Source organism: Chryseobacterium sp. JV558, from assembly GCF_033712365.1.
Taxonomy (GTDB): domain Bacteria; phylum Bacteroidota; class Bacteroidia; order Flavobacteriales; family Weeksellaceae; genus Chryseobacterium.
This window is the reverse complement of sequence record NZ_WJHU01000009.1, coordinates 66,532-81,672: the sequence shown is the minus strand read 5'-3', so window position 1 is coordinate 81,672 and position 15,141 is coordinate 66,532. Positions and strand designations below refer to the sequence as shown.

13 protein-coding genes are annotated in these 15,141 nt (G+C 37.3%); 10 read left to right on the top strand and 3 right to left on the bottom strand.

Features of this window, described 5'->3' with window-relative positions:
- Positions 1-85 precede the first annotated feature (85 nt).
- From GFU89_RS21250 to GFU89_RS21230, 5 genes are all read left to right on the top strand, one after another.
- Positions 86-877 (top strand): hypothetical protein, encoded by a 792-nt coding sequence (locus GFU89_RS21250; protein ID WP_318849026.1) that lies wholly within the window; start codon positions 86-88, stop codon positions 875-877.
- 235 nt (positions 878-1,112) lie between these two features.
- Complete coding sequence (gene hppD / locus GFU89_RS21245) at positions 1,113-2,243, top strand: 4-hydroxyphenylpyruvate dioxygenase (RefSeq protein ID WP_318849025.1); 1,131 nt, start codon at positions 1,113-1,115, stop codon at positions 2,241-2,243.
- A 71-nt stretch (positions 2,244-2,314) separates the two neighbouring features.
- On the top strand, positions 2,315-2,776 hold the full coding sequence (locus GFU89_RS21240; RefSeq protein ID WP_318849024.1) for a hypothetical protein: 462 nt from the start codon (positions 2,315-2,317) through the stop codon (positions 2,774-2,776).
- Between the two features lie 52 nt (positions 2,777-2,828).
- Complete coding sequence (fahA, locus tag GFU89_RS21235; protein WP_318849023.1) at positions 2,829-4,076, top strand: fumarylacetoacetase; 1,248 nt, start codon at positions 2,829-2,831, stop codon at positions 4,074-4,076.
- Between the two features lie 162 nt (positions 4,077-4,238).
- On the top strand, positions 4,239-5,063 hold the full coding sequence (locus GFU89_RS21230; RefSeq protein ID WP_318849022.1) for a flavin reductase family protein: 825 nt from the start codon (positions 4,239-4,241) through the stop codon (positions 5,061-5,063).
- Between the two features lie 56 nt (positions 5,064-5,119).
- Here GFU89_RS21230 and GFU89_RS21225 read toward each other — a convergent pair whose 3' ends face one another.
- Both GFU89_RS21225 and GFU89_RS21220 read right to left on the bottom strand, forming a co-directional pair.
- On the bottom strand, positions 5,120-5,626 hold the full coding sequence (locus GFU89_RS21225; RefSeq protein WP_318849021.1) for a hypothetical protein: 507 nt from the start codon (positions 5,624-5,626) through the stop codon (positions 5,120-5,122).
- Between the two features lie 49 nt (positions 5,627-5,675).
- Positions 5,676-6,518 (bottom strand): alpha/beta hydrolase family protein, encoded by an 843-nt coding sequence (locus GFU89_RS21220; protein WP_318849020.1) that lies wholly within the window; start codon positions 6,516-6,518, stop codon positions 5,676-5,678.
- A 62-nt stretch (positions 6,519-6,580) separates the two neighbouring features.
- Between GFU89_RS21220 and GFU89_RS21215 the strand changes: the two genes are divergently transcribed.
- From GFU89_RS21215 to GFU89_RS21195, 5 genes are all read left to right on the top strand, one after another.
- On the top strand, positions 6,581-7,837 hold the full coding sequence (locus tag GFU89_RS21215) for a T9SS type A sorting domain-containing protein (RefSeq protein WP_318849019.1): 1,257 nt from the start codon (positions 6,581-6,583) through the stop codon (positions 7,835-7,837).
- A 15-nt stretch (positions 7,838-7,852) separates the two neighbouring features.
- Positions 7,853-8,626 (top strand): HipA family kinase, encoded by a 774-nt coding sequence (locus GFU89_RS21210; protein ID WP_318849018.1) that lies wholly within the window; start codon positions 7,853-7,855, stop codon positions 8,624-8,626.
- Positions 8,613-8,996, top strand: a complete 384-nt coding sequence (locus tag GFU89_RS21205; RefSeq protein WP_318849017.1) for a DUF3037 domain-containing protein — start codon at positions 8,613-8,615, stop codon at positions 8,994-8,996. Before GFU89_RS21210 ends, GFU89_RS21205 begins: the two co-directional genes overlap by 14 nt.
- Before the next feature lie 22 nt (positions 8,997-9,018).
- Positions 9,019-10,041 (top strand): alpha/beta hydrolase, encoded by a 1,023-nt coding sequence (locus tag GFU89_RS21200; RefSeq protein ID WP_318849016.1) that lies wholly within the window; start codon positions 9,019-9,021, stop codon positions 10,039-10,041.
- Between the two features lie 194 nt (positions 10,042-10,235).
- The gene (locus GFU89_RS21195; RefSeq protein ID WP_318849015.1) at positions 10,236-12,077 is read left to right on the top strand and encodes a carbon starvation protein A; all 1,842 of its coding nucleotides are present in this window, start codon (positions 10,236-10,238) and stop codon (positions 12,075-12,077) included.
- A 212-nt stretch (positions 12,078-12,289) separates the two neighbouring features.
- Here GFU89_RS21195 and GFU89_RS21190 read toward each other — a convergent pair whose 3' ends face one another.
- Positions 12,290-15,067, bottom strand: a complete 2,778-nt coding sequence (locus GFU89_RS21190; protein ID WP_318849014.1) for a TonB-dependent receptor plug domain-containing protein — start codon at positions 15,065-15,067, stop codon at positions 12,290-12,292.
- Positions 15,068-15,141: the final 74 nt, after the last annotated feature.

Sequence of the window (15,141 nt, the reverse complement as noted above, 5' to 3'; positions counted from 1 at the left end):
ATTTTGAACCCATCTCTATAAAATCATAAAAAAGCGCTAATCTTTTGGCAGTATTTTTGATAAAACTCACTCAAAAACAAGGAAATTGAAAACTATATATAATTCGATACGAGAAGAAGTTGTAAAGCATTCTAAGGTAAGGAATTCTGTTTTGGGGAATGTGAATGAATGGAAGAGAAGCCATTATATTATTCTTTCCGAAATTATTAAAGACGAGCTCTCTGAAGCTGAAGAACTGAAAGGAGGAAAGAAATTTGAAATTGGAAATACCATTTCACATGTTACCCTGCAGCGTTTTTTTGAAAATGATTACCAGGATAAAACCCACAATGATCTCAGGTTTCTAAAAACGTTAGATAAGATCTGTATTTTCTTAGGACACAAAGATCTTAACGATTATATTCTATCCATAAGATATAAGAAACAGGGCAATCAGGCAGCAGATAATGAGTCATATCTCACACAGATGGTTTACGACTATTGTGCAGCCGCTTTTGAATTTTATAAACTGTTTCCTACTCACAACACTGAATTGCTAAAAGATCTGGTATTCGATGATTCTCCTTTCCTGGAAAGAGCATCACAATTCAGCAAAGAACTGTGTGATAAAGATTTTCATCTGGTTACTAAAAACAACCGGTCCAATTATGAAGTTTTTGATATTCACATCGTTACAGATGAACCGGACAAGAAAATACTGGAGTCTCAGGAATTCTGGAATCTCCTGTTCAAAGTGGGCGAAACAGGAGAAGAGCACTTTGTCAATCAGCTGAGTACACAGATCTACTTCATTCGGAAAATAAATAATACCTGGAAGATATGGGATAATTATAATCCCGATGCCGGAATGTTAAACAGAAAGATTGAAACAATATAGAAAGAAAGCCGTAGAGAGTCTCTACGGCTTTCATGATTCGAAATATTTTTTTTCATTTGTCTTTTGTAATACAAATGTAAGTAGCCGATTTCAAACGTAAGAAACTTAAATATACTTAAGTAAACTCTTCTTTAACTTTATGTTAAATATATTCAATGAATCCAAGGGAATATTTTCGCAATGTCTAAGAATTTTGTAATTTGCATACCAATAAAATAAAAGTAAAAGAGAAAATATGTCAACACTTACATTTGCCGAGAAAATAGCTCAAGCAGAAAATTTCTTACCAATCAATGGTACAGATTATATTGAGTTTTATGTAGGAAATGCAAAACAGGCTGCCCATTATTACAAAACCGCTTTCGGTTTTCAGTCTGTAGCTTATGCGGGTCCTGAAACAGGAGTAAGAGACCGCGCATCTTATGTGCTTCAACAGGGAAAGATCAGATTGGTATTAACGACCGGACTGAAGTCTGACTCTCTTATCAGCGAGCACGTAAAAAAACATGGTGACGGAGTAAAAGTTTTGGCACTTTGGGTAGATGACGCTTATGCAGCTTTCGAAGAAACAACTAAAAGAGGTGGAAAACCATATTTAGAGCCTGTAACGTTAACTGATGAGCATGGTGAGGTAAGAATGTCAGGAATCTACACATATGGAGAAACCATCCACATGTTTGTAGAAAGAAAAAATTACAACGGAGCTTTCATGCCTGGATATGAAAAGTGGGAAAGTAATTATAAGCCTGAAGAAGCAGGTTTATTATATGTAGACCACTGTGTAGGAAATGTTGACTGGAACAGAATGATCCCAACAGTAGAATGGTATGAAAAGGTAATGGGGTTTGTCAATATCCTTTCTTTTGACGACAAGCAGATCAACACAGAATATTCTGCATTGATGTCTAAAGTAATGTCCAACGGAAACGGATTTGCAAAATTCCCTATCAACGAACCTGCAGAAGGTAAAAAGAAATCTCAGGTAGAAGAATATCTTGATTTCTACGAAGGAGAAGGCGTACAGCACATCGCTGTTGCTACAAAAGATATCATCCACACCGTAACTGAATTGAAAAAACGTGGTGTAGAGTTTCTTTCTGCTCCACCAGAGGCTTATTATGACATGGTTCCTGAAAGAGTAGGTCATATTGATGAAGATCTTAAAAAACTTCAGGATTTAGGTATACTTATTGATCATGATGAAGAAGGGTACTTATTACAGATCTTTACCAAGCCTGTAGAAGACCGTCCTACTCTATTCTTCGAAATTATTGAAAGACACGGTGCACAGAGTTTTGGTGCCGGAAATTTCAAAGCTTTATTCGAAGCATTAGAAAGAGAGCAGGAAAGAAGAGGTAATCTTTAATTTTACATTAAAAATATAGGTTTTGTCAGGATACAATATTCTGGCAAAACTTTTTTTATAAAACACAGCATATGAGAAAACTTTTAATTGGGATTTCCCTTTTAGGAACATTGGGGCTTAAAGCTCAGTATGGTTCTTTGAATGAAATCCTTAACCGTCTTGAACAAAGAAAAGGCATTAATCAGCATCTTGAAAATGTAAATATTGACAACAAAAAATTCATTTTCATCAAAGATGAAGCTGATCATACGGAACGGGATTTTATTATTATCAAAGGGAACAATGCCACTTATGTAGAAGTTTTCGATGATAAAGCTACAGGAGAAAGCAGTTCTAATGTTTTCACCGGTGATATCGTCAGGAAAAAAAATATTATTTCTTTAAGAGCAGATATGCTTGAAAATAAAAAAATACCAATGCCTGTGACGAAAACGTTACTGTTGACCCAGCAGGATAATATTCTATATCTCATTGATGTCAATACCAGAGACAGATGGATAGATGAAGCATCTTACACAAAAAAGGCAAAATAAATGTCCTGAGGAAACACTCAGCAATATTTTAATCTAACTAAAATCTAAACTTATGAAATCATTTGTAGACTATTCCTCAAACTCGGATTTTTCTATACACAATATTCCTTTCGGAGTCGCAGTTTTTAACAAAGAATATATCGGATGCTGTACAAGAATCGGAGATCAGGTAATTGATCTTGCTACCTTGTATGATCTTGGTTATTTTGAAGATATTGAAGGATTAGACGACAATGTTTTTGAAGCTTACACCATCAACGAATTTATTGAACTGGGTAAACCGGTTACCAATGCCGTTCGTACTAAGATCCAGACATTATTACAGGAAGGATCAACTTTATCAAAAGATCAGAAAACAATAGAAGAAGCGTTCTATGATCTGGATAAAGTAAAAATGATGATGCCCGTTCACATCCCGAATTATACAGACTTTTACAGCAGCATAGAACATGCTACCAATGTTGGAAAAATGTTCCGCGATCCTGCCAATGCTTTATTGCCTAACTGGAAACATTTACCGGTAGGTTACCACGGAAGAGCATCCTCTATCGTAGTTTCAGGTACAGATATTAACCGTCCGAAAGGTCAGATGAAACCTGCAGAGGCAGATAAACCTGTTTTCGGACCGTGTAAACAATTGGATTTTGAACTGGAAATGGCTTTCATCCTCAACAAAAATACGGACATGGGAGAAAGTATTTCTACTAAAGAAGCAGAAGATGCTATCTTCGGAATGGTGATTTTCAACGACTGGTCTGCAAGAGATATTCAATCTTGGGAATATGTTCCGCTAGGGCCATTCCTTGCGAAAAACTTTGGTTCATCTATTTCTCCGTGGGTAGTTACTCTTGAAGCTTTAGAACCTTTCAGAACAGCTTCTCCAATACAGGATCCTGAAGTTTTAGATTATTTAAAATTTGAAGGTGATCAAAACTATGATATCAACCTTGAAGTCTATATCCAGCCTGAAAACGGAGACCAAAACCTTGTCTCTGAAAGCAACTACAAACATATGTACTGGAATATGACCCAGCAACTGGCACATCACACAGTAAACGGGTGTAATGTGGAAGTGGGTGATCTATATGCCAGCGGTACCATTTCAGGAAGCGATCCAAAATCTTTCGGTTCTATGCTTGAATTGACATGGAGAGGAGAAAATCCTCTATCATTAAGCAACGGTGAAGAAAGAAAATTCATTGAAGATAATGATACCGTTACGATGAAGGCTTGGGCTGAAAAAGACGGTGTAAGAGTAGGTTTCGGTGAAGTTTCCGGTAAAATTATTCCAACACTTTAAAATAAGAATTTATTATCAGATGCTTCGACTGCGCTCAGCATGACATTTTTAAAAGTATACTGCAAAAACAGTTAATATTTGATTGGTCATGTAAGCAGAGTCGAAGCATCTTTTTTAACATAATTTGAATACTTAAGTTGAATTAAGTGTTACAATAAAAATATGAAAACAGTAATCCCCTCCGAGATAACCTCCGTACAACTTCAGACCATCATGCAGACGGCTGTTTCACCACGCCCGATTGCTTTGGCTTCTACAGTGGATAAAGATGGTACGATTAACTTATCTCCATTCAGTTTTTTTAATATGTTCAGTACAGTTCCTCCGATTTTAATTTTTTCACCATCAAGGAGAGTACGTGATAATACAACGAAACATACACTGGAAAATGTTCTTGAAGTGCCGGAAGTCGTTATTGGAACAGTCAATTTTCCGATTGTACAGCAGATTTCTTTAGCTTCTACAGAATATGAAACCGGAGTCAATGAGTTTATCAAGTCTGGTCTTACCATGAAAGAGGCCGATCTTGTACAGCCTAAATTGATTGAAGAATGTCCTGTTAACTTTGAATGTAAAGTTTTAGAGGTAAAATCACTGGGAGATCAGGGTGGCGCCGGGAATCTTGTAATCTGTGAAGTTCAGAAAATCCATATCAGAGAAGAATATCTGAATGAAGCTGGAAATCTGGACCAGAAAAAACTGGATATGGTAGCCCGATTAGGCAGTAACTGGTATTCCAGAAGCAATGAGAACAGCCTTTTTGAAGTTCCAAAACCTTTGGTAACAAAAGGAATCGGCTTTGATCAGCTGCCTGATTCCATTAAGTACAGTAAAGTATTTACAGGGAATGACCTTGGAATGCTTGCCAATACAGAAATATTACCTGCAGGTGACTTCCATGCGGATGACAACATTCATCTTACAGCCCAGAAACTGCTTCTGGAAAGCAAAGTTGAAGAAGCATGGACCATTTTGACAATTAAATAAAAGAAAAAGCCTGAGATCTCAGGCTTTTTTTATGGTATGCAGGAAAATTTTTCTCCTTATTTTGCTTTCAACGTTTCTGAAACCGTAATTTTTCCTTTTTCAGAAAAGTCTGTCATCTTTCCGTTTTTATCAATAGAAACATTCAGATTATCATTCTTGGCATCATAGTAAATATGAGTTGCGTATCCCGGACAGTCATGCTGCTTACATCCTGACAGTTTATAAATGCCGTTTTCTGATGTGATAGGACTTTCTACATTGAAATTCTTTACCATTTCATCATATTGAGCTCCTGCAAGCTTTTTCAGTCTTTCTGTGATGCCTTTATCTTCAAAGAATTTAATATCATGAGGATATTTACCAACATTTTTGGTGATAATATTATCCGGAGCCGGAGCAGAAGGAGGTGGTGATGCTACAGAATCATTTTTTGTAATTACAGAATCTTTAGGCATTACTGTAGCCAAAGTATCTGTGCTTGGTGAAGATTCTGTTTTGTTTTCTTTTTTACATGAAACGACGAATAATGAGAGCGCGAATGCGCCTGCAATAATTTTTTTCATAATTATACTGATAAGGTGGTTAATTTATAATAACGCAGTTTTAAACGTTTTATTTCAATTTTTCTTTTATAAAATCAATACATTTTTCCGTTACTGTATTCAGATCTTGGGGTAGATTTGTTTCTGTCCAGGGCTCCTTTGCTCCAAAAGTATGATTGGCATTTTCAATCAGGAAAAGTTCAGAATTGGGGTGAAGGATATGAAGATGCTCGGCTTGCTTTACTTCTACCGCTTCATCTTCCGTCCCATGAATAATAAGCATATGAGCTTTTGCCATTTCCGTTGCCCGTTCTACATCAAAACGATGAACATTCTCCTCATAATTCTCATAAAACTGATAATAGTGTGGCATTTCCTGTTGGGTCCGCCCGTTCAGAGCATAATAAACTCCGTTATTTTTCCAGTTCTCAAAAGCTTCTCCTGTGGGAAAACGGTCTAAAGTATCCACACTGGCCAAAGTGATCAGACCATTAATTCTTTCATCTTCAAAAGTTTTAATAATTGAGATTCCTCCTCCCCTGCTGTGACCTACCAAAACAATCTTTTCATTATCTACACGCGGATCTTTACTAAAGTGATCTATTACCACTCCAAGGTCAGAAAGCTCTTTGGAGTAATTATTATGCCCAAAAGCTTCAAGATCTCCAAAGTTGTATGGATCATCTGCAGTAGTTCCGTTATGGGAAAAATTAAATTTCACAAAGAAAAAACCTGCTTCAGCAAACTTTTCTGCCATCAGATTCCACGCTCCCCAATCTTTATAGCCTTTATATCCATGAACAAACACTACCAGTGGAAGTTTTTTTTCGGTGTCTTTATAAAAAATATCAGCAAGAAAACCTTTTGTTTCTTTATTTTCTAAATATATATTCTTTTCACTAATCAAATTCATAAAATAAATGGGTTTTTATTTAATATTATTTATATTTATGGGATCAATTTAAATTGAAATTTATGAAAAAAACTCTACTTCTTTTATTTTTAATTACTTTTTCTTTTATCCTGAGCCAGACGACCAAAAGGGTATTCTTTATTGGGAACAGTTATACTTACGTTAATGATTTGCCTAACCTCATCCAAAGTATTGCTGCTTCTAACGGTGATGTACTGGAACATCACAGCCATACGCCAGGAGGTTCCACGCTTCAGGATCATTCCAGCAATCCGGATGTGATTTCTACCATTAACCAGGGAAACTGGGATTACGTTGTATTACAGGAACAAAGCCAGCTTCCGTCATTTCCGGATTCTCAGGTTCAAAATCAGGTATATCCTTATGCACTTCAGCTTTCAAATCTGATTAAGGCGTCAAATCCCTGTGGAAATGTACTTTTCTACATGACCTGGGGCCGTAAAAACGGAGATGCAGCGAATTGTCCGGGACTTCCTACAGTGTGTACCTATCAGGGAATGGACACTCAGATTTATAACCGCTATATGGAAATGGCCGCGACAAATGAAGGTATTGTTTCACCTGTAGGTAAAGTATGGAGAACAATCAGAGAGCAAAACCCTGCTATTGATTTATATGATCAGGATGAATCACATCCGAGTTATATTGGGTCTATGGCTGCTGCGTATACCTTTTACACTATTTTATTCAAGAAAGATCCTACACAGATTCCTTTTAATGGCAATCTTAGTCTGGCGCAGGCTCAGCTGATCAAAGATATTGTTAAAACAGAAGTTTATAATCAGCCGGATAAATGGTTTGTAACGAACAATGATGTTCACAGCAGATTCACCTACCAGCTTACCGGAGCGGGAACAGTTCAGTTTACCAATACAACACAGAATGCGGCCACCTATTCATGGAATTTTGGTGACGGTACGATCTCTACTCTGGAAAATCCGGCACACACCTACTCTGCAGGTGGAAGTTATAATGTAAAGCTGACAACAAATGCCTGCGGAGCCACTACCACCAAAACCAAACTGATTGTCGTAAGCACATTAAATACAGCAGAAACTGCTATTGACACCTCAGTTCAGATCTATCCGAATCCTGCTCAACATCTTATCAGCATTAGTTCTAAAAAGAAAATTGAAATACTTTCCCTTACAGATGCTTCCGGAAGAAGAGTTCATTTTCATTTGAATACAACAGATTCAGGATATACCATACCTCTTCAGCATTTAACCAGCGGAGTTTATTTTTTACAATATAAAGCAGGTGAAAAGGAATTCACTAAAAAGATTATAAAAAAATAACCTTATTTTTGCTTCATGCAGAATTTAAGAACGGTAACCGTGACGCGTTACATTCTGCCATTGAGAGAAGGAGGATCTCTTCCTGCTCTGGCAGAGGCTGATGATGATTTCAAATATGTATTAAAATTCCGGGGCGCGGGCCATGGAGTAAAAATGCTGATCTCTGAACTTTTAGGTGGAAGGATTACCGAAGCATTGGGATTAAAAATTCCTGAACTTGTTTTTATCAATGTTGATGCCGATTTCGGAAGAACGGAAGCCGATGAAGAAATACAGGATCTTCTGAAATTTTCTGAAGGTCTGAATCTTGGTCTGCATTATCTTTCGGGGTCTATTACTTATGATCCAGGGGTAAGTGTTGATCCTCTTCTGGCTTCAAAAATAGTATGGCTGGATGCCTTCATTACCAATATTGACCGTACTTTCAGGAATACAAATATGCTGATGTGGAATAAAGAGCTTTGGATCATCGATAATGGTGCTTCGTTCTACTTCCACCACTCATGGCAGAATTTTGATGCAGCAGCAAAAACACCTTTTAAGTATGTGAAAGACCATGTACTTCTTCCTAAAGCAAAAATGCTTGACGAAGCGGATCAGTTTGCCCATGAAGTACTGAATGATACTCTTTTCAGGGAGATTGTTAATACCATTCCTGAAGACTGGCTGCACTGGAATGATGCTGATGAAACGCCTGACGAAATCCGTGAGATCTATTTTCAGTTTCTGAAAACCAGATTAGAAAATTCTCAAATCTTTATAAACGAAGCGAAAAATGCAAGAGGATAAAATATATGAATATGCGGTAATACGCTTGGTACCTAAAGTTGAAAGAGAAGAATTTTTCAATATCGGGCTGGTGATGTTTTCCAAAAGGGAAAAATTCATCAGAGTAGAATTCTATCTGTGTCCAAATAAATTTGAGCTCATGCACAGTAAACTGGACTATGAAGATATTATCCAGAATCTTGAAAGTTTCCAGAAAATTGCGAATGGTGATAAAGACGGCGGCCCTATTGCACTGCTTGATATTCCTGAGCGTTTCCGCTGGCTGACGGCTGTAAGGAGTGCGGTAGTACAGACTTCCAGACCTCATCCGGGAAAATCCAGAGACTTAAACAGTACTTTTGGTAAACTTTTTGAGGAGTTAGTAAAATAACACACCCTCTAAAAAATTTATTATGAAATCATCCATAAACAACATATCAATCAACAGGTTTTTCACAAACCTGTTTTTTGTTTTATTTTTAAGTCTTTTTACTTTAGGTTTTTCACAAGAGCCAATAAAAAAAGAACCTGTAAAAAGTACCTTACTCCCCGAAATTGCAACAGTTTCTGAAAACATAATCTACAAGACCAACAGAAAAGGAAAACCTCTTGCTCTGGATCTGTACACTCCTAAAAATGCAACAACAGAAAAACTCCCGGTATTGATTTACGTTCATGGAGGCGGATGGGTAGAAGGTGATAAAACAGTACACGCAGACAATTATCTGGAAACAACCATTGTAAAACTAATAGCAAAGCAATATGCCGTCATCAGTATTGATTACACCCTTCTGAACGACAGCACTCATTTCCCACTGCCGCTGGAGGACACCAAAGACGCTGTAAGATGGGTCAGAAAAAATGCTGACCAATATAAACTTGACACCAATAATATCGGGTTGTTTGGAGCCTCTGCTGGCGCACATCTTTCTTTATTGGCAGCATACACTGAAGACAATACATTTATCGGAAATCCTGAACTGTCATCGTATTCTTCTAAAGTAAATTATGTGATTGACCATTATGGCCCAGCTGATCTTAATTCTCTGTTTCATACTAAAGCAGGCACTATTCCTGTTTTTATGATCGGTCTGATCTCAAAAAAGATCATCAGTCTTCAGCAGAATCTTGTAAAAGGACTTTCCGGATATGATATCAATAAAGACCAGGAGAGAATCATCCAGTATTTTAAAACCATTTCACCGGTTAATTTTGTTTCAGGCGGAGTTCCCACTCTTATTGTACAGGGAGATAAGGATAAAGTAGTTCCTATGAGCCAATCTAAACAACTTCACAGAAAACTCAACAGAGCAAAAGTGCAGAATTCTTTGGTTGTGATTGATGGCGGAGTACATGGCTTTGGGACTACAGATAAAACTGTGTTAGATCAGATGACCGATCAAATGGTGGACTTTATTATTTCTCAGAGGAAATAATATACATACTTCTGATTAAAATAAATTTAAATAATTTAAAATCAACAATATAAATAAAATACATCGAACAAATATGCTAGATTGATATACATATCAATATTTTTGAAGTGAAAATTAATTACCTTGGCTATTGTTTAAATTATTTTTAACAAAACAGTCAATAAATTAATCATTCATTAAAAAAAATACACAATATGGATTCTTTGAATAATATTAATGCGCTGACGCTCATATTTGCATCTGTTCTTATTTTTGCGATAGCTTACCGTGTTTATGGTATTTTTATTGCCAATAAAGTTCTCAGGCTTAATGACCAGAATATGACCCCTGCAGTAGAATTTGCAGATGGTAAAGATTATGTCGCTACTAATAAAAATGTACTTTTCGGACATCATTTTGCTGCAATTGCGGCTGCCGGGCCATTAGTAGGACCTGTTCTTGCTGCTCAGTTTGGATATCTTCCGGGCGCATTATGGATTCTGATTGGCTGTGTATTGGGAGGCGGAGTTCATGACATGGTTGTACTCTTTGCTTCTGTGAGACACAAAGGTCAAAGTCTCGCGACCATTGCTTCAAAAGAAATCGGAAAAGCTACCGGAACTGTGGCAGGTTTTGCCATCCTTTTTATTCTGATTCTTACGCTGGCAGGTTTATCACTGGCGTGTATCAATGCGATGCATGAAGCTTCATGGTCTCTTTTTACCGTAATCATTACCATGCCCATTGCCATCATCATGGGACTGATTATGCGTTATAAAAAGAACAGTGTTTTGTTTGCAAGTATTTTAGGCGGAATCCTTTTGATTGCCGGGATCATCGGAGGTCACAGTCTTATGCAGAATCCTACCATGAATAATTTGTTTTCCTGGGATATTAAAACAATTTCTATCGCGATTCCTTTGTATGGCTTTATTGCTTCTGTATTACCGGTTTGGTTGCTTTTGGTTCCAAGAGATTATCTTTCTACTTATTTAAAGATAGGAACTATTATCATGCTGGCTATCGGGGTCATTGTGATTCACCCTACCATACAGATGCCTGCTATCACAGCTTTTGTCAATGGTGGAGGGCCTATCATTGGTGGCCCAGTGCTTCCTTTTATTTTTATCGTGATTGCCTGTGGAGCTATTTCGGGTTTCCATGCTGTAATTGCTACGGGAACAACTCCGAAAATGCTTAATAAAGAAAGAGAAATTCTTTTCGTTGGATATGGGGCAATGCTTGTAGAAGGTTTTGTAGCATTGATGGCACTTATTGCAGCATGTACATTGATGCCGGGTGATTATTTTGCCATCAACACCCCTAAGGAAGCTTATGATTCATTTTTAGCAACCCACCCTTCTTTACATGGTGTAGATATAGATTATTATTCACAGAAAATAGGGATTGATCTCTATGGCAGAACCGGAGGTGCCGTATCTCTGGCTGTAGGGATGGCTCATATCTTCAACAAAATTCCTTATATGGATCAGCTGACGGCTTATTGGTATAATTTTGCGATTATGTTTGAAGCGGTATTTATTCTTACTGCCATTGATGCAGGAACAAGAGTGGGACGTTTTTTCTTGCAGGAAATGCTGGGTTCCGTAGTTCCAAAATTCAATGATAAAAACTGGATTCCGGGAATTATTATCAGCAGTCTTCTTTTCACTTTTGCCTGGGGATATCTGGTGTATACCGGAAATGTAAACAGCATCTGGCCGTTATTTGGGATCAGTAATCAGCTGCTGGCTGCCTGCGGACTTATTGTCTGTACAACAATGCTGATAAGGATGAACAGGGGAAAATATGCTTTATGCTCGGCCATTCCCGGAGTTTTCATGGCCATCATTACCTTCTGGGCCGGATATATTCAGGTGACTGCCATCTATATTCCAAAAGGACAGTACTTACTGGCGGCATTAGCGGCAACAGCAATGATTCTGATGCTTATTGTATTTATAGGAGCTTTCAGAAAATGGTATCAACTGCTTCAGATCAACAAAACAGTGATTGATCATTATGGAGAACCTGTGAAGGAACTGGTAGAAAGATAAAATTCACATTCTATAAATTTAAAACCATTAAGAATGGATTTAAGAAATAAAATATAATTAAGATGAATCATTCTGATTTTTAAGCTTAAAGCTAAGCTTATCTTAATACTCTTAAACTCTTATTAAATCTTAATGGTTCAAAAATAAAAGTTCATAAAAACAGTTCAGAAATTCTGAACTGTTTTTTTTATAAGCATTATCTTTTGTTTTATTTAAAAATTGAAATTAAGTCTTGCGAAAACATACCTTCCATTCTGTCCAAACTGTGAGGTGGAACGTGAATAGATAAACTGGTCGTTATTCGTAGAGGCAGCAAGGTTTTTCGTTGGATAAATATCAAACAAATTGTTCACACCTAATGTCAATCCTACATTTTTTGTAAACTGGTAAGCAGCGGATATATCGGTAATGATTTTATCTCCAATCTGCTGGTGTTCATTAAAATCTATGATCCCGTCTCCGTTCACATCAATAATATCAGCACCTGTTACTTTTCCGAAATAGGTATTTCTCAGATAGAACGTAGCATCCTTCCAGGAAAGGGTATGCGAAAGGCTGGCTTTCACTCTAGGCACAGCTTCTTCCAGATACACTCTTGATTTTTCAGAAAAATATACTTTCTCCAACTGCGGTGACTGTAAAAGTCCTGCAGAGTGAATATCTCCAACCTGTTTGGTTCTATTAAGATTAATGGCAAAGCTATTATCAAGCTTAAATCCTGAAAATCTTGCATTATGGGAAATCACCACATCCAATCCTTTTGTTTCTGTATCGATGGCATTTGTGAAGAACTGGGCACCATTCACATTTAATTTATCATATTCTTTTTGTGCATCTGAAGGCACATCTTTTCTTAAAAACTGGTCTGTAAGGATGATACGATTATCAATTCTCGTAAAATATCCGTCTGCTGTAAAGCTAAGCCCTACTGAAGGGATTCTGTAAGTAAATCCTACACTTGCTGATTTGGAAGTTTCCTGCTTCAGTTTTGGCATATCCAGCAGTCCTGCCAGCTGGGAATCATTGCTGAAAGTTCCTACTTCCAAAAGTTGATTATTCGTAAATAATGTAGACGTTACATTATAATAAATCTGGTGGATAGAAGGTGCTCTGAATCCTGTAGAACCTGCCAATCTCACATTGAAATTAGGGGCTACCTTGATTCTTGAAGCTAATTTATAATTGAATGTAGATCCGAAATCGGAATAATTTTCATATCTCGCCGCCGCTTCTACCAATAACCAGTTGGTGAAATTAAATTCTACATCTGCATAAGCTGCTACCGACTGTCTGTTTTTATCCACAGCATTCTCAGGCTTAAACCCGTTGAATACCTGTGATCCTCCAGGAAGTAATGCCCCGAAGAAATCTGTAGGTCTTACAGAATTTCCGTTCCATACATTTCCGGAAACATCATAAGTTGCATAGGAAGCTTCTTCACCCTGAGTAATTTTAAAATTCTCATAGCGGTGTTCTGCTCCAAAAGCGACATTGATCCCTTCCCACGCATCATATTTTTTAGAGAAATCTAAATTAATAGTGTTTTGAGAAAAGCGCAGTCCTCCGGCATTAAATTCCCTAGGTGAAGCAAAACGTAAGGAAGTATTTCCCGTGTTTTGAATATTATAGGTAAACGAATTCTGCCCGTAGGTATTACTGAAATCAATATTCCAGCCTTCCCATTTTCCTTTGATTCCTGCAGCCAATGAGATATCCTGAATATCCGTTCCAATCTGTGGAAGATAACCACTAGAGTATAATCCTGTAAAAGTTCTGCTTTCTCTTGGTCTTCTGTAAAATCCTCCGGAAGTCCCATGTCTTAAGCTATACCCTCCGAAAGTATATACCTTCCAGTCATCATTTATTGGAACCTCAGCATTTACAAAAAGCTGGTGATTATTAAGTTTAGACTGCCCTACCTGCATATTGAAGTCTTTTCTGCTTTGTCCTCTGTAAGCCAATTCCGGATCCGTAACATCGAAATTTAATAAGGATTGAAGACCTTTTTGGAGTACATTTCCCTGAGAATCTTTAATATCCTGAATGGTAGAAGCTCCCTGAATAGCTGCCAGCTGGCTGTTGTTAAAATAATTTACTCCCTGGGCGTATTGATGGATATAGTTTACAATCTGCTGTGAATTTGGAGTATTATTGATATTGGTAAACAAAGAGGAAAGATTTACACCATCATTCAGAGCTCTTTGTTCAATAGCATTGTAAGCATTATAAAGCGTACCGCTTTCTGTTCCTGCTCTGTAAGTAGGATTTCTAAACTGTGAAGACCAGGTGATATTGAAGAAACCTCCTTTGGTTCCTATTTTATTACCATAGTTCAGATCCAGCTGAATATTCTGTCCGTCAAAATCTCCGGTATGGTCATTAGCCGTTGGTGTTAAATTCCCCCCATAGCTGATTTGTCCTGCCAGTTTTCCTGTGTCTCTTTTCAGATCAAGATTGATGACTCCGGCAATGGCATCAGATCCATATTGTGCAGCAGCTCCGTCTCTTAATACTTCAATTCTGTTTAATGCAAAAGAAGGAATAGCATTTAAATCCGTTCCTACAGTCCCTCTTCCGGGTGTTCCGTTTACATTAACTAATGCTGAAGTATGTCTTCTTTTTCCATTAACCAAAACCAGTACCTGATCTGGCCCTAGACCTCTCAGCTGAGCAGGATCCAAATGGTCTGTTCCATCTGAATTGGTCTGAACGGTAGAAGTAAATGAAGGTGCTACTGCATTCAGGATTTGTCCAATATTTGTTTGTGGAAGAATTAATGAAGATTCTTTCACATTAAATACATCTACAGGAACCGGGCTGTCTGTCTTAGATCTGGCTCCAGCTCTTGAACCCAGTACCACGACTTCTTCTACATTATTGGTTTTTATGCTGTCTTTATTTGTTTTTATGCTGTCTTTTTCCTGTCCGTAAGTGTATACTCCAAGAAAAAATAAAACAGAGGCCGAAAGAATAGTTTTTTTATTTCTCATATAGTTTAATTTGATTGAACATTTATGTTTTTACAAGCTGCAAATGTAAAATATATTTATTAGTCTACAAAATC